The sequence below is a fragment of the Paraburkholderia sp. Ac-20336 genome, assembly GCF_017105025.1.
Taxonomy (GTDB): domain Bacteria; phylum Pseudomonadota; class Gammaproteobacteria; order Burkholderiales; family Burkholderiaceae; genus Paraburkholderia.
In genome coordinates this window covers 84654-105046 of record NZ_JAAGPS010000001.1, presented here as the reverse complement: position 1 = coordinate 105046, position 20393 = coordinate 84654, and the positions used below count along the sequence as shown (strand labels likewise).

The window sequence follows — 20393 nt, the reverse complement described above, 5'->3', positions numbered from 1 at the left end:
TGCGCTCATGCGGAGCCAGATGCAGAGCCGAAAAACGAGGGCTCGCGATTCAGGGCACACGGGGCTCTATCGCACCTTGTTTTTCCGGCCCTTTGAAGAACTTCGTTATTAATCGGCTGTGTATACCCGGCGTTTCCTGATTCAGAAGCTAACTCAGGAAACGCCAGGCATTGTCCGCACATCAGCAGCCAAAACGGAAATCAAAAAGATCCACCCAACTGCCGTAGCCAGTGAGCGCCCCTCAGGCGATCCCACCCATGCACAGGTATTTCATCTCGAGATAATCGTCGATCCCGTACTTCGATCCTTCACGGCCGAGCCCGCTTTCCTTCACGCCGCCGAAAGGCGCGACCTCGGTGGAGATCAGACCTTCGTTGATGCCGACCATGCCGTATTCGAGCGCTTCGGCAACCCGCCAGATGCGCCCGATGTCGCGACCATAGAAATACGATGCGAGGCCGAACTCGGTATCGTTAGCAAGGCGAATCGCTTCTGCTTCGCTCGTGAAGCGGAACACCGGCGCAACCGGGCCGAACGTTTCTTCGCGGAAAATCTTCATGGCCGGCGTGGCGCCCGCGAGCACCGTCGGCTCGAAGAACTGCGCGCCCGCCGCATGACCGTTGCCGCCGACGACGACCGACGCACCGTGCGCGAGCGCATCGTCGACGTGCTCGCGGACTTTCGCCACCGCGTTGCAGTCGATCAGCGGCCCGATCTTCGTGGCGGCATCGAGGCCGTTGCCGACCGTCAGCGCCCGAACCGCCACGCCGAGCTTCTCGACGAACGCATCGTAGACGCTGTCCTGCACGAAAAAGCGATTCACGCACACACAGGTCTGCCCCGCGTTGCGGAACTTGGCGGCGATCGCGCCCGCGACGGCCGCATCGAGATCCGCGTCGTCGAAAACGATGAACGGCGCGTTGCCGCCCAGTTCCATCGACGTTTTCTTGACGGTGGCCGCGCATTTCTCGAGCAGCACCTTGCCGATTTCGGTCGAGCCGGTGAACGAGAGCTTGCGCACGACCGGATTGCGGCACAGCTCGTCACCAATCGCGGCAGCGTTGCCCGTCACGCAGGAGAGCACGCCGCGCGGCACGCCCGCGCGCTCGGCGAGCACGCACAGCGCGAGCGCGGAGAAGGGCGTTTGGCTGGCGGGCTTGAGCACGATCGTGCAGCCGGCGGCCAGCGCGGGACCGATCTTGCGCGTGAGCATCGCGGCCGGGAAGTTCCACGGCGTGATCGCCGCGCATACGCCGATCGGCTGCTTGAGCACGACGATGCGGCGGTCCGCCGTATGCGCGGGAATCGTATCGCCGTAGACGCGCTTGGCCTCCTCGGCAAACCACTCCAGAAAGGAGGCGGCATAGAGGATTTCGCCGCGGCTCTCGGCCAGCGGTTTGCCCTGCTCGCATGTCATGATGGTGGCGAGGTCGTCCTGGTTGTCGAGCATGAGCTCGTACCAGCGCCGCAGAATGGCCGCGCGTTCCTTGCCGGTCTTCGCCGACCAGGCCGGCAGCGCCGTCCGTGCGGACTCGATGCAGTGACGGACCTCGGTTGCGCCAAGACGCGGCACTGTGCCGATCAGCAGATCGTTGGCGGGATTGGTCACGGCAATCGCCGACGAGGCATCGCCGGCGTGCCATTCGCCCGCTATGAAACAGGCTTCGCGCAGCAGCGAAGGGTCGCGCAAAGGCGGCAGGGCCACCTGATTTTCTGACATTCCAGTCTCCATGGAACAATGACAATTCGTTCGGTCAGGCTGCCGCGTTCTGGCGGCGTGGCCTGGCGGGACTCCGCGCAGGCGCGGGCAGGTCGGTGGCTGCCGGTTCATCGGCGGCATCCCGTTTGGACTGCGAGTCCACCAGGATGCGGATCACCGCCTGGACGTGTTCGACGGACGCCCGTTCGGCCGCCGCGCCGTCTTTGGCCTCGATCGCATCGAGCAGTTTCTTCATTTCCTTGAACGACGCCTTGTCGCGGCCCGGCGAGCGGATCGTGTGCGCGCGCAGCTGGTTGATGCGCGCGTTCAGCGTCTCCGCGAGCTTCCACGCCACCGTCTTGCCGCCGCTCCCGAACATGTACTCGTAGAACTGGCCGACCTTCAGCAGGACGTTGTCATAGTCCTTGTTGCGGAACGCTTCCTGTACCGCATCGAGTATCAGCGAGAGATAGGCGACGATTTCCGGCGTCGATTTTTCGGCGCAGGCGCGCGCCGCGCTGCCTTCGAGCAGCGCGCGAATCTCGTAGATCTGGATGGCCTCGTCGAGGTCGACCTTCTTGACCACGGGGCCGAGGTTCGCAATGTTCTCGACCAGCCCCTCGGTTTCCAGATGCCTCAGCACTTCGCGCACGACGGTTCTGCTCACGCCGAGTTCGTCGCATAGCGGTCGTTCGACCAGTCGTTCCCCCGGCAGAAAATGCGATTGCAGGATGGCGTTGCGCATGCGCTCGAGTGCGAGTTGCCGGAGCGTTTTCACTTCGCGTTCGATACGCAGCGATTTTTTCTCAGTCGTCATAGCTTGTTCCGTTGTCCCGGTACGGCGGCATGCCCGCTTCAGTTATCCATCATGCAGGCCGCTTGCCCGCGTAGCAAGGAAGCTTACCCAGGGTTCTTCCCTAGTCGAAAACTCCCCACGGCGTTTTCAATTGACTATAGCATGGTATACCAACATAGATGCTACAAGAATATGGAATCGCATATTCTTGTCGAGTGTGGCGTAAGACCGGCGCGCAGCTGCGCGGCGCAGTGCCGGTACTGCTTAACCATGTCAGGGATGAATCCCGCCAATCTGGAGCGTCAAGATGCACAAACTGATTCGCAAGACAGTGACCTTTTTCGAAGACATTACCGTCGACGGCGGCCGCGAAGCGGCTGTTCCGCTCAAGCTGGTTGGCGTCGCCGCCGTGCTGACCAATCCGTGGGCGGGCCGCGGCTATGTCGAGGACCTCGGGCCGGAGATTCGCGAAATCGGCCCGGTGCTCGGCGAGTTGCTGACGTCGCGCATCCTCGACATCACGGGGTCGGGGGAGAACGTGGAAGGCTATGGCAAGGCATCGATCGTCGGCCTGAACGGCGAGATGGAGCATGCATCGGCGCTGATCCATACGCTGCGTTTCGGCAACAAGTATCGCGAGGCGGTCGGCGCGAAGTCCTATCTTGCGTTCACGAATCTGCGCGGTCCGGCGAATTGCCCGGTCACGATTCCGCTCATGCACAAGCACGACGAAGGCATGCGCTCGCATTACCTCACGGTGCAATTCTCGATCACCGACGCGCCGGGTCCGGACGAGATCGTGGTCGCGCTTGGCGCGTCGATCGGCGGCCGGCCGCATCACCGCATCGGCGACCGCTACAAGGACATTCAGGAGATGTCGTCGAATGGCTAGTCACACAGAGCCGGGTGACGGCAAGCGCATGCTCGACGGCACCGCATACCATGTCAGCGGCAGCGGCGAGCCGCTCGTCCTGATTCACGGCGTCGGCATGAATTCGTCGATCTGGGCGCCGCAGATCGCGGAGTTCGAACAAGACCATACGGTGATCGCGCTGGATTTTCTCGGCCACGGCGGCAGCAGCATGCCGCGCGAGGACGCCACGCTTGACGATTACGTCGAGCAGGCCGCGCGCTTGCTGCACACGCTCGGTATCGAGCGTGCGACGGTGGTCGGGCATTCGATGGGCGCGCTGATCGCGATCGGTCTCGCGGGCCGTCATCCGGAGCGGGTTGGACGCCTGATCGCCATGAACGCCGTTTTCGAGCGCACGCCCGAGCAGCGCGAAGCGGTGATGAACCGCGCGACCTCGCTCGGCCCGGAAGGCGCGCTCACCGACATGCACGTCACGCTCGGGCGCTGGCTCGGCACGACGAGCCCCGAGCCCGGCCCGGCCGCGGACGCGATCCTGAAGTGTCTCTCGGGCGTCGACGCGAACGGTTATGCGCGCGCTTATCGCGTGTTCGCGAGTTCGGACCGGGCGCACGTCGATGTGCTGCCGCAACTCGACATGCCGGCGCTGTACCTGACCGGCGAGCTCGACGCGAATTCGTCGCCGGCGATGTCGGTGCGCATGGCGGGGCTCACGCCGCGTGGCGTGAGCGAGTCGCTGGACGGCGAGCGGCACATGATGGCCGTGGTGTCGCCGCAAAAGGTCAACCGGGCGATCCGCGCGTTTCTGGACAAATCGCCGCGGCAGGGCGCGACGTCCGCCGCCGCGTCCAGCCCGACGGCCGCGCGTGAAACGAAGGAGGTGTGATGCCTGACGTATTCCAGCAATACATCAACGGACGCTTCGAGAATGGCAGCGAAACGTTCGAGAGCGTGAACCCCGCGACGGGCAAGCCCTGGGCGACCATGCCCGCGGCGACGCAGGACGACGTCGAACGGGCCGTGCAGGCGGCGCATGCGGCATTGAGCGATCCCGCGTGGGCGAAGCTCACGGCGACGCAGCGCGGCAAGCTGCTGATCCGTCTCGGCGATCTGCTCGCGCAGAATGTACCGCATCTCGCCTCGATCGAGACGACGGACACCGGCAAGATCATCCGCGAGACGAGCGCGCAGATTGCCTATATCGCCGAGTATTTCCGCTATTTCGGCGGGGCGGCCGACAAGCTCGAAGGCGCGGTGCTGCCGATCGACAAGCCGGACATGGAAGTCACGACGCGTCGCGAGCCGATCGGCGTCGTGGCGGCGATCGTGCCGTGGAACTCGCAGCTGTTCCTTGCCGCGGTCAAGCTCGGTCCCGCGCTGGCGGCCGGCTGCACGGTCGTGTTGAAGGCGTCGGAAGAGGCGCCCGCGCCGCTGCTCGAATTCGCGAAGCTCGTGCACGAGGCCGGTTTTCCCGCGGGCGTCGTGAACGTGCTGACCGGTTTCGGCGAACCGTGCGGCCGCGCCTTGACGAGCCATCGTCTTGTCTCGCGGATCGCCTTCACGGGCGGTCCTGAAACCGCGCGCCACATCGTGCGCAACTCGGCGGCCAATCTCGCGGCGACTTCGCTCGAACTGGGCGGCAAATCGCCGGTCGTCGTGTTCGACGACGCCGACATCGCCGGCACCGTGAACGCCGTGGTGGCCGGCATCTTCGGCGCGTCCGGGCAAAGCTGCGTGGCGGGCTCGCGGCTCATCGTCCACGCGAAGATTCGCGACGCGTTCCTCAATGCGCTCGTCGCGAAGGCACGCCAGATTCGCATCGGCGCCCCCGACGATGCGGCGACCGAAATGGGGCCGCTCGCGACCGCGCGCCAGCTCGAAAAGATCGAGCAGATTGTCGCGTCGAGCGAAGCGGCGGGCGCGGCCGTGCTGACGGGCGGCAAGCGCCCGGCGTCGATGGAAGCCGGGTATTACTACGAGCCGACCATCGTCGATTGCCCGAACCCGGCGATCCCGAGCGTGCAGACGGAGCTGTTCGGGCCGGTGCTGAGCGTGCTCGGATTCGAGACCGAGGAAGAGGCCGTGCGTCTTGCCAACGACACCGAGTACGGCCTGGCCGCCGGCGTATTCACGCGGGACCTGTCGCGCGCGCACCGGATGATGAAGGCGATTCACGCGGGCGTCGTCTGGGTGAACACGTACCGTGCCATCTCGCCGGTCGCGCCGTTCGGCGGCTATGGCGAAAGCGGCTACGGACGCGAAGGCGGTATCGAATCGATTCTCGAATACACGCGCACCAAGACCGTCTGGCTTCGCATTTCGGACGAACCGATTGCCGATCCGTTCGTGATGCGTTGAGGCCAACGATCAGAGTCATGGGATATGGAAGCAAACGTGAATAATCAGCAGGAATCAGACGAGCGCTTCTCGGGGCCGATTCCGCCGTTCGTTCGCGACCTCGTGAGCGCGGCATGCGGCGAGACGGACGGCGCCCGGGTGCTCGGCGCATTGCGCAGCGAAGACGACGTGATGAGCGCGCACGCGATGCGCGCGGCCAAGGCCACGAGTCTGAGCTTCGCGCACAGCCTCGTCGAGCGCATGAAGCGCGAGCATTGGCGCATCGAGTGCGTGTCGTGCGATGTCGACGCGAATGGCGAAGGGACCGTCGTCTACGAGATCACGGCGGCGGGACACCAGTTTCATTTCGCGGCGTTCTCGCAGGCGAGCGACGGCATCGACCGGCCCGGCCGGTTCACGGAGTGGACGTTCGACTTTCTCGGCATCCTCGTCGACGGGCCGGCGGACCTCGCGGCAATCGAGCACGAGCGCGAGGAAATCGTCGGCAAGGTGTGGCGCGGCCGCACGACCAATCTGTCCACGCTCGGCTGGACCGTCGCGAATCGCAGCAACCGTTTTTACGACTACGTGCTCGGCCGCCTGGAAGCGGGCCAGCAGCCGGAACTCGACCATCTCGCCGAGGGCGGCGGCTACATCATCCGCAACGCGGGCTATTACGCCAACGGGCGGCACGGCACGCGCGCATGGGTTTCGCTGCCGCCGGATCATCCGCTCGCCTATCCGTACCACGTCGATCTGTTCGCGCTGTACATGTGGCGGCTCACGAGCTTCACCGTGGTCGAGGCGCAGGCGCGCAGCAGGAATGCCGCGGCGGCGCGTCTCGAACCGGGTTCGAAGCTCGTGCTGGGCGTCGGCAATTCGTCGGGGCTCGGCATGGTGGCGACGCTGGTGCGCTGGCCCGCATGGCTGAGCGCGTTTTCGCTGGGGCGCGAGCTGGCGCTCGCCTATGCGCTGACGCGCGATACGGAGACCGCACGCGCGGACGCAACGACGCTGGCCGCGCTCCTCACGCGCTCCGCACGTCTTTATGAAACGCTGCCGGACGGCGACATCGACGAAATGGAGCGGCATGCCGATATCGCGCGTGCGCTCGCGACGCTGGCCTCGGCGGCCGAGCGGTTTGCCGCGACCGGCAGCGTCGACGATCGGCAAACTCGGCAAACGGCGTCGCCCTGGCGGGCACTGCTCGCGAAGGCGCGCTCGCTTGGCAGCGACGAGGCGCACGGGCAGCTCGTCGCGCATCTCGTCGCGCTGTATCCGCGTTTTGCCGCGGCGATGGAAGCGGTCATTCCCTCGACCATGAAGATCACTCGCCAGCAGCGCGTCGAAGCGACGGTCGGCGAATTGCTCGACATCGCGGACACGCGCTATTGCTGGGCGCTCGACGTCGACCGGAGCGCGCCCGAGACCGCCATGTACTTCTGGTACAAGTCGGGCGAGAACGGCGAGAACCGGCGCGGCGAGCGCGCCATCGACCCTGGTGTGGAGAACGAAACGTTCGTCGACGTGGTGGGCGCCGTGCAGGCATTCTGCACCGTGCTGCGCAGCCGGCCTCGCGATGAACTGGTGGCGCGTGTGCTGCTGGATCATCCCGAGTTCGTGCACATTGCGAGCCGCATGCAGCTCGCCGCCACGCTGCCGTATTCGGAAATCCGCGAGAACGTGATCGGCCAGTCGTTCTTCCCGATGGACGCGATCCGCTTCCTGCTCACGACGTTCGGCCTCGAAACGTCGCAGCCGGTCACGCGTCAATGGGTGCGCGGCGTCTTTCTTCTCAACGCCGTGTTGCCGGAGGACCTGCTCGGCGCTTCCGCATCCGCGCACATGCCGCAAGGTGCCCGTGTGGCTTTGTCCGGCAGCGTTGCCGGACAGCAGGAGGACGAGCGATGAGCACATTGAGATTGAGCTACCCGGAACTCGCGCGCACCACGCCCGAGATGTTGCGCGCCTGCGGCTTCTCGGTCGGCCAGGCGGACGACGCCGCCGAGATGATCCTGCTGACGGAAGCGCTGTCCGGCGATGCCTACCGCTATCTGCTCGACAGCAAGGGGACGACGCTGAACGCCGCGTTGCGGCCGCGCGTCCTGCATGAAGAGGACGGCCAGTACCGGATCGACGGCGCGGGTTTGTCGCTGTTGCAGATCGGACCGCGTCTTGTCGATCTCGCGTGTGGCGAGGCGTCGCGTTCGGGATGCGCGCTCATGATCGTGAGCCGCACGGACGGTGCGCAATTCGCGCCGTATCTGGCGCGCCGCGCGGCGCTGCACGGATATCGCGCGGTGCTGTGCATGAGTGGACCGGGTGCGCAGAGGCCGGTTGTTGCCGAACCGGATGGCGCGGGCCGCAAGCCCATCGTGTACGCCGGTATGGAACACGCATCGAACGATGGCGTAGCCGCGAGCACGCCCTCGCTTATGGAGCGGCTCGGCCAGTTTCTCGCACTGCATTCCGATGCGACGGCCGGCCACGACGGATGGGTGGCCATTGCCGTCGAGCGCATCGTACAGGGCGACGGCAAGCATCCGGCGCCGGTTTCTCGCGACGCCGATGCTGACACCGAAGCGGTCCAGCGCATCGACATGGACAAGGCGCTCGATCAGGCGCTTCGCCACGGCGTGACGATGGAGGCGTCGACCTTCTCGCGGCTCGGCGAACTGCTGGTGTCGCTGCGCGTTCCCACTTCGGAGCGCAGTCGCCGCCAGGCCGGTTGAACCCAGCATATTCCGATCACGAAGAGAGTATTTCGACCTATGGACTACATCAATTTCGGCAGCAGCAGCCTCAAGGTTTCGCGCATCGGCTTCGGCGCGATGGGTATCGGCGACAAGGCGTGGCGCTCGTGGGTGCTCGACGCGGACGAGGCGCGGCCGCTCGTTCGCCGGGCCGTCGAAGCCGGCATCAACTTCTTCGATACCTGCGACTTCTATTCCGCCGGCGCCAGCGAGCGGATTCTCGGCGAGCTGCTCGGCGAGTTCGGCAGCCGGAGCGAATTCGTCATCGCCACCAAATTCGGCAACCCGATGGGCAAGGGGCCGAATGCGCGCGGCTATTCGCGCAAGCACATCGTCGAGGCGGTGGAAGCGTCGCTGCGTCGCCTGAAGACCGACTACATCGATCTGTATCAGACGCACATCTGGGACGAGTCCACGAACATCGACGAAATGATGGCCGCGCTCGACCACCTGGTGCGCTCGGGCAAGGTGCTCTACGTCGGCGCCGCGGACATGCCGTGCTGGCAGTTCGCGAAGTCGCTCTACAGCGCGCGTTTTCGTGGACAGGCGAGCTTCGTGTCGATGCAGAACCACTACAACGCGGTATGGCGCGAGGACGAGCGCGAACTGCTACCGCTTTGCCGCCACGAAGGGGTCGCGATGCTGCCGTACAGCCCGATGGCGAGAGGCTTTCTGTGCGGCGAGGCGCGGCGCGATCGCAACTCGACCGAACGCGCGCGCACCGATGGCTATACATGGGAGTGGTACGGACGCGCGGCGGATCACGCCGTCGGCGCGGCGGTGGACGCGGTGGCTCGCTCGCGCGGCCTGACGCCCGCACAGGTCGCTCTCGCATGGGTGTTGAACAAACTGCCGTCCGCAACGCCGATTATCGGCGCAACGACGCTGCCGCAAGTGGACGAAGCACTCGCCGCGGTGGGCGTCGTTTTGTCCGCGGAGGAGATGCAAATGATCGGCGCGGCCTACGAACCGCGTCCGCGTAGCGGACACTTCTGAGCGGAGAGCAGGGAAGGGCGGCTGGCGGGTTCCTGAGGCACCGATCAGCCGTCCCTCGATACAGCATGCGCCAATACAGAGATATCGATAAGTATTACAGATTAAAAAAGCGGGCTTGCCCGGACAACCATCGGAGACTGGAATTGAAAAAGATATTCATTGCACTTTCGGCAGCGACGATCGCCGCGCCCGCGTTCGCCCAGAGTTCCGTCACGCTGTATGGCGTACTCGACGAGGCCATACAGCTGAACACGAACGCGAAGCATGTGGTGGGTTCGACCAACGTCGGCGGCCGCCAGTGGTCGCTCGATTCGCTTGCGGGTCCGTATGGAAGCCGCTGGGGCATCAAGGGCAAGGAAGACCTCGGCGGCGGTCTCGCTGCCGTGTTCACCCTGGAGTCGGGTGTCAATCTGAATACGGGCGCGTTCGCACAAGGGGGAACGGCCTTCGGCCGTCAGGCATTCGTCGGCCTGTCGAGCAACCGGTTCGGCACGCTGACGCTCGGCCGCCAGTACGACAGCGTGAACGACTACGTGGGCCAGTTCGGATTCGGCCTTGCCGCCTACGGCAGCGGCGCATCGCATCCCGGCGACATCGACAACGCTGCGCGAACCTATCGCCAGAACAATTCGATCAAGTACGCTTCGCCGAGCTTTTCGGGGCTGCGCTTCGGCGGCACCGTCATGCTCGGCGGGGTTGCGGGATCGGTCTCGCAGAACAGCGGCTACACGGCCGGTGTCGGCTACAACAACGGCCCGCTCGGACTCGGCGTGGTGTACGAGTTCTTCAGGAATCCGTCGAATGCCGGCGCGGTGCTGAACGGTAATGCCAACGCGGTGCCGCCGGCGACCTCGACGGCTTTCGGCTCGATCAACTCGGGCTACCTCACCGGCAATGCGCCCGCCACCTCATGGCAGGTCGTTGCGGCGGGCGGCCAGTACACGTTTGCCTCGGCTGCGATCGGCATGCTGTATTCGAACGTGAAGTACGGAAACATCGGCCATTTCAACGGCGCGACCGCAACGTTCAACAACGTCGAAATCAACGGCATGTACCGGCTTTCGCCGGCGGCATTCGTCTCGGCCGCGTATAGCTACACGAAGGGCAATGCGGTGTCCGGCGATATCGGCGATCAGACCTACCATCAGTTCTCCGCGCTCGCCGACTACTCGCTCTCGAAGCGCACCGACCTCTACGTTGCCGCGACCTACCAGATTGCCAGCGGAACCAGCTCGACCGGCGCGCCGGCCGTCGCGAATATTTCGCTGCTGGGCGACTCGTCCAACACCCGCCAGGCGCTCGTGCGATTCGGCATGCGCCATATGTTCTGACAGCAACGACCCGCTAACAGGAGAGCACTATCATGACCACCAGCCGGTTCGAACTGCCAGCCAGTTCCGACAACGCTTCATCGGGCGACGATCCGCAGTCGCAAAAAGTACAGCGGCTTGCGCGCTCTATCTTTCTGGTTCAACTCGTCACAGTCGGGATCGGCTATCTGATCTACTCGATGAATCGCTCGGCGTTTCCGATCGGCCTGCACAGCATTGCCAAGTCTCTTGGCTTTAGCGTTCAGCAGGTCGGTACGCTGGCGACTATTTTTCTGTTGGGCCAGGCGCTTATCGATGTGCCCGCGGGATTGTGGAACGCGGGCCACGGCAAGGCCGGGGTCACGCCACGCATGAACGCGCTGATGCTGATCGGGACCGCGGGTGCCGGGGCAACGTCGATGCTGCTCGCGTATTTCGCGTACAACTATCCGTTGACGCTGTCGTATCGCGTGCTGTTCGGCGTGTTCGAAGGCATCTTCAATATCAGTGCCTACTCGTTCGCCGGATCGGTACTGCCGCAACGTCGCGCGTTTCTGAACAACTGCCTCGGGTTTTTCTTCGCGACCGGCGCCGTGATCGGCCCGACCGTCTTCAGCCAGATCATTGCGACTTCCGACGAGAACACCGGCTGGCGGCTCGGCCTGTCGATCTTCGGTGCGGTCACGATCGTGCTCGCCGTGGTGATGTTCATCGTCATGGCGCTGACGCTCAAGAAGATGTGGCGCGACCAGCCCGCGGCGAAGGCGGCTTCTCAGGCGAAGCAGCGCAACAGCGAGACGACTGCCGCCGCGTTCCTCGACGTCGCGCGTCGTGGCTCGATGTGGAAGGGGTTGGCTATTCACGCGGTGAACCTGATTTCGTACTGGGAATTCAGCGGCCTCATGCCGACATTCCTGATTCAGTATCAGCACAAGAGCGTGGGTTTTGTCGGTGTCGTGTTCGGATTCGGCTTTGGGCTGACGAGTCTCGTTTCGCCTCTTTTCGGCTGGATTGCCGACCGCTACGGCAGACAGGTGGTCGTCGCAACGCTTGGCATCGTCGATGCGATCGGCCTGTACGTTCTCCTGAATCATCCGGCGGGGCAGGCCATGACGATGGTCGTCGTCTTTATCATCGGGGTCGGCCTCAATACGCTGTATTTCATGGGCTATACGCTAGCGCAGGACGGGGTGCCGAACCATCGCGTCGCGATCGCAACCGGCTTTGCGGGCGCGATCGGCTATCTCGTGGCGAGCGGCGCCGGTCCGGTTTCGGGCTGGCTGACGGGCATCGCCGATTACCGTCTCGCCGGCACGATCGAGCTGATTGGGCCTCAGATCGTCGTGGCGATTCTCGCGATCGTGTTCTTGCCCGGCATCAGGACGTGGCAACGGATGAAGAAGGATGGTCCGCTGATTGATTGAGCGGTTGTCGTATTGCGGCTGGATTGATTGATCGCTGTATCTGCGCCCCGGTCGTAACCGGGGCGTATTCATGACGGCAAGCTCGCTATCGTCGCAAGGTTCGCGAAAGACCTTCGAGACATCAGAAGCGGTAAGAGAGCCTTGGGGAAAACGCTCGCCGCCGCCGCCGTCGCGCTCCATGACGCGAGGACCAACGGCGCCGACTGCCCGACCGATCGGTTCCGATACGACCGGTCATGTCGATGCAAGCTCCATTCTCTTACCCTGCAGGAACCGGCGCGCGGCCGGGTCGCGCTCGAGACCGATTGCCAGATCGTACGCGTCGAGTGCTTGCGCTGTCGCACCGACACGCGCGAGCAGATTGGCGCGTGCGGCCCAGTAGGGCTGGTAGTCGGCCAGTCGTGGATCGTCCGCATAGGGCGCAAGCGCGTCGAGCGCCGCCTGCGGGCCGTCGCGTTCCGCCAACGCGAGCGCGCGATTGATTGCCACTACCGGCGACGCTGCAATGGCGAGCAGTCCATCGTAGAGCTGAACGATTTCGTCCCAATTCGGGCGACGCGTCCGGCAGCGATGCACGTGTGCCGACTGCAGTGCAGCCTCGAGCTGAAAGCGCCCGATTGCATTGAGCGCGCTTGCTCGCCGCAGCAGCGCGTTCGCTGTGTCGATCATCGGTGCGTGCCATGTTGCCGGGTTCTGAGCCGACAGCGGCACGTAGTTGCCAGCCTCATCGCGTCGCGCATTGCGCCGCGCCTGTGCAAACAGCATCAGCGCGAGCAGACCAAGCGCTTCCGGTTCGTCGGGCAGCAGCTCGACCAGCAGTTGCGCGAGATAGAACGCTTCGTCGGCAAGATCGCGCCGCTCGATATCACCGCCGAGCGGGTCCGTCCAACCTTCCGCATACGTTGCATAGACCGCTTCGAGTACCGCCGCGAGCCGGCCAGGCAATTCCTCGCGCTCGGGGACCGTGAATGGAATGCCCGCTTCGCGAATCTTGGTTTTCGCCCGCACGAGGCGTTTGCTCATGGCGGCGGGCGACATCAGGAACGCGGACGCGATCGTCTTCGCTTCGAGGCCCAACACGACTTGCAGCATCAGCGGCGTGCGAATGGCGGCTTCGAGCGCAGGGTGAGTGCACGCGAACAGCAGGGCGAGCCGCCGGTCGGGTAACGCGCCGGCTTCGCACTCGTCGATTTCGTCGGCGAGGATCAGGAGCTGGTTCGCGACTTCGTCGCCGGTCCGGCGATGGCGTGCGCCGTCGATTGCCCGACGGCGCGCGACCGTCATCAGCCAGGCTTCGGGATTCGCGGGGCAGCCGTGCTCGGGCCAATCCGCGAGCGCGGCCGCGAATGCGTCGGCAAGCGCATCCTCGGCCGCGGCGACGTCGCGCGTGCGCATCGCCAGCAGGGCGACGAGCTTGCCGTAGCTGCGGCGCGCGACCGCCTCGGCAACCGAACGCGCGGCGCCGTCATCGCCACGGCCGCCGGCGGACGAACTCATGCAGAGGGCGCTTCGTAGGGCGCGGTCCAGACCGGGCGCACTTCCATGACGCCGTGCGCCGCGCCGGGACAGCGCGATGCCCACGTCATCGCCGCGTCCAGGTTGGGTACGTCGATCAGATAGTAGCCGGCGAGTTGTTCCTTCGAATCGGAATACGGTCCGTCGAGCACCTGCGGCTTGCCGTCGACGAGCCGCACCGTGGTAGCTGTGCTCGTGTGTTGCAGCCGGTTGGCGCCCACCAGCGCCCCCGCTTTCTTCAGCGATTCGGTGTACGCCTGATAGGCGGCAACGCCTTGCTGCCGCTCGCTGTCGGTCATTCTGTTCCAGCCGTTTTCTTCCGAGTAGATCATCAACAGGTATTCCATTTGAGCCTCCGTTATGGGGTTGAGGCGGACGAATCGAATCGGGCCGCCATCACAATGACGCGCGGGCCGCATGCTGATGGACAGGGGGTGTCGAAAAAAGTGTGGAAGGTCGCGGGGGCACATGCTTCATTGCGAAGAAAGCGTTTGAGTTCCACCCGCTCGACCGTGTTGTGCAAAGCATTGTCGATCGGGTGATGCGCATTGTCGAGTTGTGGTGATGAGGCTGGTCTGCATCGGATGCCAACTGTGGCTCGAACCCGGAATTCGAGGTGGTACCGCATCTAGTGTAAACGCCAGGTTACGCTTATGAATTCAAATGTATACTTGTGGATATATAAGAATCCAATATGTATTTCGTGTATTCCCTGAAAAAGCACGGACTTGCTCATCCTGGACGAGCCCGACTGCCCGAAGTGGAGACAGATCGTATGGATTGCCAACCTGGTCGGAGCCGTGGTTGTCTGAGGACGGTGTGGTTCGCCGCCGCGATGTCGATTACATTAATTGCCGGTGCGACGGCGCGAGCGGCGGACAACAGCTATCCGGTCCAGCCGATCCGCATTCTCGTTGGCGAATCACCTGGCGGTGCGACGGACATCATCGCGCGTCTCGTCGCGAAGAACATGACGCGCGAACTCGGGCAGTCCGTCATCGTCGAGAATCACACGGGCGCAGCGGGTTCGATTGCGTCGACTGTCGTCGCGCATAGCCGTGCGGACGGCTACACGCTTGCCGTCGTGTCGAGCAGCTACGCGATCAACCCGAGCTTCATGAAGCTCTCCTACGATCCGCAGACCGATCTGGTGCCGGTCAGTCTGCTGGTACGCGCACCGTTTCTGCTGGTGACGAGCCCGTTGCTGAAGGTCGGTGATGTAAAGGCACTGCTCGCGCTCGCTGCGCAGAAACATGGCGCGCTCACCTATGCGTCGGGCGGCACCGACAGTTCCGATCACCTGGCCGGCGTGCTGTTTTCGAGTCTGTCGAAACAGAAGATGACGCATGTGCCGTATCGCGGTGCCGGGCCCGCGCTTATCGACGTGATGTCAGGGCAGGTTGCGTTTCAGTTCGCCAGCGTGCTGTCCGCGACGCCGTTCGTGAGACAGGGCCAGTTGAAGGCGCTGGCTGTATCGAGCGGAACGCGGCTGCCTTCCGCGCCGCAGATTCCCACCGTTGCGGAGTCGGGTGTGCCCGGCTACGAAGCGCTGACGTGGTACGGACTCGTCGCGCCGAAAGGCACACCACCCGACGTCATACAGAAGTTGACCGCTGCGGCGCACGCGGCCGTCAACGAAGCGTCGGTGCGCGCGCAGATCGTCAACGAAGGCGCGGAGCCGGTCGGCAGCAGCGGGCCGGAATTTGCGTCGTTTCTCGCGAATCAACTGCCGAAATTCCACGGACTCGTTTCGATCGCCAATGGCAGCGGCGGTTGATCGCGCTGTTTTCGCCGGGTTTCGCTACGCCATCGACACCTCAGGAAAAGGTCGCTCACGATGATCATTGAACGAATCGAAGTTATCGTCACCGACTTGCCGGTACGTCTGCAGCGCCTTCGATCCACCGGCATCTACGACACGGGCGCGAGTGGCGCGCTGCTCGGCAAGCCGGTGATGGTGAAGATTCATGCGGAAGGCGTCGTTGGCTATGGACAGATTCGCCCGCTCACACCGCATCATTCGATGGCCGACACGTACGGCAGCATCATTACCGCGGTGCGCGATCTGTATGGCCCGCGTTTGATCGGCCGGCGTCTGACCGAGCTCGAGCAGTTGCAGATCATCTTCGACGAAGCGGCGCCGCAGAACTTCAACGCACGCGCATTGATCGATCACGCGTTTCACGACGCGCTCGGCAAGGCGCTGAATCTGCCGGTCTATGACCTGATCGGTGGTTTGTGTCAGCCGCGAATTCCACTCGAATGGTCTGTGAGCATGGCCGACGATCCGTCGAAGATGATCGCCGATGCCGAGCGTGCAATTGGCGAATTCGGCATTCGTGTGCTGTGCCTGAAGGCGGGACATCGCGACGGCTGGCGGCGCGATGTCGAGAATTTTCTCGCGGTCCGCGAGACAGTTGGCGACGACATAACGATCGGCATGGACCCGAATACAGGCTGGACTGTCAGCGAAACCTTCCGCGTGCTCAACGCGCTCGCAGGCGCAGGTCTCGACTATCTCGAGCAGCCGGTGGGGAAACACGATCTCGATGGCATGGCGCGTATCCGAGCCGCTGCGCACGGTGTACCACTCATGGCCGACGAGGCGTGCTGCTCGCTCGCCGACGCGCACGCGATCATCGCCGCGAAAGCCGCCGACGTACTCTGCATCAAGCTCTATAAACATGGCGGCATCACGACGGCGCGCAAGATTGCCGCGCTCGCCGAGGCGGCGTCGCTGCAGATCAATTGCGGCGGTCTCGCGGTGCTGTCGCAACTGGAAGCGGCCGCGGGCGCGCATTTCTACGCGAGCCGGCCCGCGAAGCGCGTCATGCCTGCTGGTGAATTCATCTTCGGGCTGGGGGTGATGGGATCCGATCCGTTGGTCGGAGAAACGGATTTCGTTGTGCGCGACGGCCATGCGAACGTGCCGCGCGGTCCCGGCTTCGGCGTGACGGTCGACGAACGCGCGGTCGAGCGTACGACGCTTGCCAGAGAGGTTGTCGCATGAGCATGGCTAGCTCGCTCGCAACGCGCGATACGCGCGTGACTGAAGCGCTTGCCGCGTGGACGGCAGCGTTGCGATTCGAGGCGATTCCCGCCGATGTCGTCGCGCACGCGAAACTGTGCCTCATCGATGCGCTCGGCTGCGGGCTATACGGCGCGCGTCAACCGTGGGGCGTGATGGCTGCCGAGACTGCATCGGCATTCGGTGGCCGTGACGCGACGCTGTTCGGCAGTGCGTCGCGCGCGAGCGCGCCGGACGCGGCGCTCGCCAATGGCACCGCGATCCATGGTTTTGAAGTCGACGACGTGCACGTCACGTCGTCGTTGCATCCCGGCTCGGTGACGATTCCCGCGGTGCTTGCGACCGCCGAGTTGCGCCGCGCGTCGGGCGCACAGTTGCTGACGGCGGTCATCACCGGCTATGAAGCGGGCATCCGCGTCGGCATCTGTGCGGGCCTTACGCATTCGACGAGCGGCTATCACGTGACGGGTACGGTCGGCACACTTGCATCATCGGCCGCGGTGGCACACGTGTTGGCGCTCGATGCGCGCGCTACGCTGCATGCACTCGCGATCGGCGCGACTCAGGCCGCCGGTCTCTACGCGGCGCGCATGGGCGCAATGGCCAAGCGCTTTCACGCTGGACGTGCGGCGCAAAGTGGCGTGATCGCCGCGTATCTCGCACAGCGCGGTTTCACCGGCAGCGATGTTGCAATTGAGGCACCGTTCGGCGGCTTCATGAGCACGCTGCGCGGCCAGTTCGATCCCGCGACGATCGTCGATGGGCTCGGCGAGCGGTGGGAAACGAAGCAGGTCGGCTTCAAGGTCTACGCCGCATGTGCGAGCGCACACACCACCGTCGATGCGCTTGATGCGCTGATGAAGCGCGGCCTTACCGCCGAACGCCTTGCGCGTCTTCGCATCGGTTTGAGCAAGAAGGGGTTCACGAATATCGGCTGGCCATACACGCCGACGGAAGTTGTGTCCGCGCAGATGAGCGGCTATTACACCGCGGCGGTCAAGCTGCTCGACGGTGACGCATTCGTCGATCAATACCGGCCGGAACGCATCGCGGATCCGACGGTGCTCGCGTTGATCGACAAGATTGAGATTTATCACGATCAGGCGCTTGACGCGGGTGGTGCGGAAAAACGCCATACCGCGCAAGTGAGCGCGCAACTCGTCGATGGCAGCGAGATGAACGTGCGGATCGAGCATCGTCTCGGCAGCGCACAACGGCCGCTCGGCGCAGACGTGATCCGTGCAAAGTTCGTGAGGCTCGCCGCTTCGGCGCTCGGCGCGCAGGCCGCGCATCGCATTCTCGCTTTCGTCGACGATATCGAAGGCGCCGACGACCTGTCGCCGCTGTTTTCGATGCTGTCGGCAATATCTAACGGCTAAACGACGTTTTGTCGTTTGAGTTGACAAAACAGGTGGCGTCGCTTGCGTGTATACACGAGCGGAGAAGACAAGCTGCACTGCAGCGAAGCTCAATACCATCGGTTGTCGATATCGCAACGCTACAGTCTGCCTGAACACACGTATTTTTGCGCGCTTCAATCATTTCAGTGCAGCAGCGGTTGCCGTTTCGGTGGTTTCCGGCGCATCTTGTGTTCTCCGTGTATACACGAGGTTTGCCGTAAAGAATTCATGTGTATACTCATGTATAAATAAACGTGATTTCCTTCTTACGTCAGGATATGAACGCTCAAACCGCTGGAAGCCGCCTTCGTCAGTTGATGGCGCGTAAGGAAAAAGTGCTGTCGGTGTTGCATCCGCCGTCCGCCGCGCTCGCGCGCATCATGGATCAGACCAGTTGCGAAGCGGGTTTCGTCGGTACCGGCAGTGTGGTCGGTTCGTACACGGGGCTTGCCGACGTCGGCTCACTGTCGATGCCGGAGTGCGTACAGGTTGCCGGCTGGATCGCGCAATCGGTGCGCTTCCCCGTGATCATGGATGGAGACACGGGACACGGTGGCATCATGGCCGTACGCCGAATGGTGCGTGAATGCATACGCGCAGGTCTCGCCGGCGTGCGAATCGACGATCAACCGCTCGAAGGCAAGCGCCGCACGCAGACGGCTGGCATCGAGGTTGTGCCGGTGGAGCAGGCGGTGGCGCGCTATCGCGCCGCCGTCGAGATGCGCGATGAACTCGATCCGAGCTTCGTGATCATGGCGCAGTGCTATGCGCGCGACGCGACCAACAGCAGCCTCGACGATACGATTTTGCGTCTGCGCGCATATCGCGAAGCCGCGGGCGTTGACTGGGTGCAACTGGAGTCGCCGCATTCGCTTGAGGAGATCCGTCAGTGCCGCGCGAGCGTCGATGGTCATTTTTCCTTCATGAAGGGCAAATTGCCGCGCTATCTGAGCGCGCAAGAGCACCTCGAACTCGGTACCAATCTCGCATGGTATCCAGGCTTCACGCACCACGTGATCTGGGCGGCGCTCGGCGATTTCATGAAGGCGTTCAATGAAAAGGGTATGGCGGCCTGGGACGAATTCGAGCAGGCGCGTCGCGACGATCCCTACATCATTCCCGGCCCTGGCAGAAATGGCGAGGGCGCGGAGAAACAGGCGGAACTGGAAGCGCGTTATCAGGCGATCGATCTGAGCGCATTCCGTCGGTGAGAAGTTACTCGAAAAACAATAGATAACGACAACAGATCTGGAGACAGCAGGACAATGAAAAAGTCACTCTTATATGGAGCGCTCGCGTTCAGTCCGATCGCGGCGTTCGCGCAGTCTTCGTCAGTCACGCTGTACGGTATTGTCGACACCGGTATCGTGTTCGAATCGGGCGGACCAAAGGGCTGGGGTGTCAACATGTCGAGCGGCGTGCAGGACGTGAGCCGCTGGGGCATCAAGGGCGAGGAGGCGCTCGGCGGTGGCTACTCGGTGATCTTCAAGCTCGAGGACGGCATTCTTGTCAACAATGGCCAGACCGATACGGCTAATGCGGCATTCAGCCGCGTTTCGTACGTGGGTATCAGTAGCCCTTACGGAACGGTCACCGCTGGCCTCGATTTCACCCCGATCTATCTGGTGCTGTCGCCGCTTACACCGTTCGGTAATGCGTTCGGCGGGTCGCCCGGTCAATTGATGGCCGGCGAAAAGGGCGGTACGCGCGCGCCGAACCAGATCATCTACCACAGCCCGGATTTCTACGGCTTCAAGGCGAATGTCGCATATGGCTTCGGCAATGTGGCGGGCAGCATCGGCGATTCGCAGCAGTTCGGCTTTTCGCTCAGCTACAAGATCGGACCGGCGACGTTCGAATGGGGTCACCAGCAGGTCAACAATTCAACGTCGACCGATACGTCGCGCAATGATCTGATCACTGGCCGCTACGACTTCGGCTTCGCAACGGCGCATGTCGGCTTCGGCATTAGTCGTGGCATGGGCACGACCAACAGTCGTGATTTCCTGATCGGTTTCAGCAAGCGCGTCGCGGCTGTGCATGAGTTCTATCTCGCGTATCAGCACAAGAACGACTTGAACCAGCACCAGTTCAACGCTACCGGCATCATCGCCGATTACGGCTATTTCATATCGAAGCGCACGAATCTGTACGTCGCGGCGTTCTGGCTCAGCAATCACCGCTTCACGACGACGAAGTTCGGCACAGGCGATCGTGAACTGGATATTGGTATTCGCCATCTTTTTTAATAAGCAATTTAGTTC

The 20393-nt window shown here is 63.5% G+C and carries 17 protein-coding genes; 13 read left to right on the top strand and 4 right to left on the bottom strand.

Annotation, left to right across the window (positions count from 1 at the left end):
• Positions 1–241 precede the first annotated feature (241 nt).
• On the bottom strand, positions 242–1720 hold the full coding sequence (locus GXB81_RS00475; RefSeq protein ID WP_205988004.1) for an NAD-dependent succinate-semialdehyde dehydrogenase: 1479 nt from the start codon (positions 1718–1720) through the stop codon (positions 242–244).
• A 34-nt stretch (positions 1721–1754) separates the two neighbouring features.
• The gene (locus GXB81_RS00470; RefSeq protein WP_167048607.1) at positions 1755–2516 is read right to left on the bottom strand and encodes a GntR family transcriptional regulator; all 762 of its coding nucleotides are present in this window, start codon (positions 2514–2516) and stop codon (positions 1755–1757) included.
• 286 nt (positions 2517–2802) lie between these two features.
• Here GXB81_RS00470 and GXB81_RS00465 point away from each other — a divergent pair, with 286 nt between their 5' ends.
• From GXB81_RS00465 to GXB81_RS00430, 8 genes are all read left to right on the top strand, one after another.
• A complete protein-coding gene (locus tag GXB81_RS00465) occupies positions 2803–3387 on the top strand; it encodes an amino acid synthesis family protein (RefSeq protein ID WP_205988003.1) in 585 nt (194 codons plus the stop codon).
• Entirely contained in the window at positions 3380–4252 is an 873-nt protein-coding gene (locus GXB81_RS00460; RefSeq protein ID WP_205988002.1) for an alpha/beta hydrolase, read from the top strand. The genes GXB81_RS00465 and GXB81_RS00460 overlap by 8 nt, the downstream gene beginning before the upstream one ends.
• Positions 4252–5724: an aldehyde dehydrogenase gene (locus GXB81_RS00455; RefSeq protein ID WP_205988001.1), complete on the top strand. Its 1473-nt coding sequence runs from the start codon at positions 4252–4254 to the stop codon at positions 5722–5724. The genes GXB81_RS00460 and GXB81_RS00455 overlap by 1 nt, the downstream gene beginning before the upstream one ends.
• Positions 5725–5760: 36 nt before the next feature.
• A complete protein-coding gene (locus tag GXB81_RS00450; RefSeq protein ID WP_205988000.1) occupies positions 5761–7614 on the top strand; it encodes a hypothetical protein in 1854 nt (617 codons plus the stop codon).
• Entirely contained in the window at positions 7611–8435 is an 825-nt protein-coding gene (locus GXB81_RS00445; RefSeq protein ID WP_205987999.1) for a hypothetical protein, read from the top strand. The genes GXB81_RS00450 and GXB81_RS00445 overlap by 4 nt, the downstream gene beginning before the upstream one ends.
• 39 nt (positions 8436–8474) lie before the next feature.
• On the top strand, positions 8475–9452 hold the full coding sequence (locus GXB81_RS00440) for an aldo/keto reductase (protein ID WP_205987998.1): 978 nt from the start codon (positions 8475–8477) through the stop codon (positions 9450–9452).
• Between the two features lie 143 nt (positions 9453–9595).
• Positions 9596–10783 (top strand): porin, encoded by a 1188-nt coding sequence (locus tag GXB81_RS00435; protein ID WP_205987997.1) that lies wholly within the window; start codon positions 9596–9598, stop codon positions 10781–10783.
• A gap of 32 nt (positions 10784–10815) precedes the next feature.
• The gene (locus GXB81_RS00430; RefSeq protein WP_167048624.1) at positions 10816–12186 is read left to right on the top strand and encodes an MFS transporter; all 1371 of its coding nucleotides are present in this window, start codon (positions 10816–10818) and stop codon (positions 12184–12186) included.
• A gap of 234 nt (positions 12187–12420) precedes the next feature.
• Here the strand turns inward: GXB81_RS00430 and GXB81_RS00425 are convergent, their stop codons facing one another.
• On the bottom strand, positions 12421–13683 hold the full coding sequence (locus GXB81_RS00425; RefSeq protein WP_205987996.1) for a DUF6596 domain-containing protein: 1263 nt from the start codon (positions 13681–13683) through the stop codon (positions 12421–12423).
• Positions 13680–14048, bottom strand: a complete 369-nt coding sequence (locus GXB81_RS00420) for a YciI family protein (protein ID WP_167048628.1) — start codon at positions 14046–14048, stop codon at positions 13680–13682. Before GXB81_RS00420 ends, GXB81_RS00425 begins: the two co-directional genes overlap by 4 nt.
• 488 nt (positions 14049–14536) lie before the next feature.
• Here GXB81_RS00420 and GXB81_RS00415 point away from each other — a divergent pair, with 488 nt between their 5' ends.
• The 5 genes from GXB81_RS00415 (at position 14537) to GXB81_RS00395 (ending at position 20378) form a co-directional block, all read left to right on the top strand.
• Positions 14537–15478 (top strand): tripartite tricarboxylate transporter substrate binding protein, encoded by a 942-nt coding sequence (locus tag GXB81_RS00415; RefSeq protein ID WP_205987995.1) that lies wholly within the window; start codon positions 14537–14539, stop codon positions 15476–15478.
• Between the two features lie 60 nt (positions 15479–15538).
• The gene (locus GXB81_RS00410) at positions 15539–16711 is read left to right on the top strand and encodes an enolase C-terminal domain-like protein (RefSeq protein ID WP_205987994.1); all 1173 of its coding nucleotides are present in this window, start codon (positions 15539–15541) and stop codon (positions 16709–16711) included.
• The gene (locus tag GXB81_RS00405) at positions 16708–18108 is read left to right on the top strand and encodes an MmgE/PrpD family protein (RefSeq protein WP_167048633.1); all 1401 of its coding nucleotides are present in this window, start codon (positions 16708–16710) and stop codon (positions 18106–18108) included. Before GXB81_RS00410 ends, GXB81_RS00405 begins: the two co-directional genes overlap by 4 nt.
• A gap of 299 nt (positions 18109–18407) precedes the next feature.
• Positions 18408–19340: an isocitrate lyase/PEP mutase family protein gene (locus GXB81_RS00400; protein WP_205987993.1), complete on the top strand. Its 933-nt coding sequence runs from the start codon at positions 18408–18410 to the stop codon at positions 19338–19340.
• A 54-nt stretch (positions 19341–19394) separates the two neighbouring features.
• Positions 19395–20378: a porin gene (locus tag GXB81_RS00395; protein ID WP_167048637.1), complete on the top strand. Its 984-nt coding sequence runs from the start codon at positions 19395–19397 to the stop codon at positions 20376–20378.
• The last annotated feature ends 15 nt before the right edge of the window (positions 20379–20393 follow it).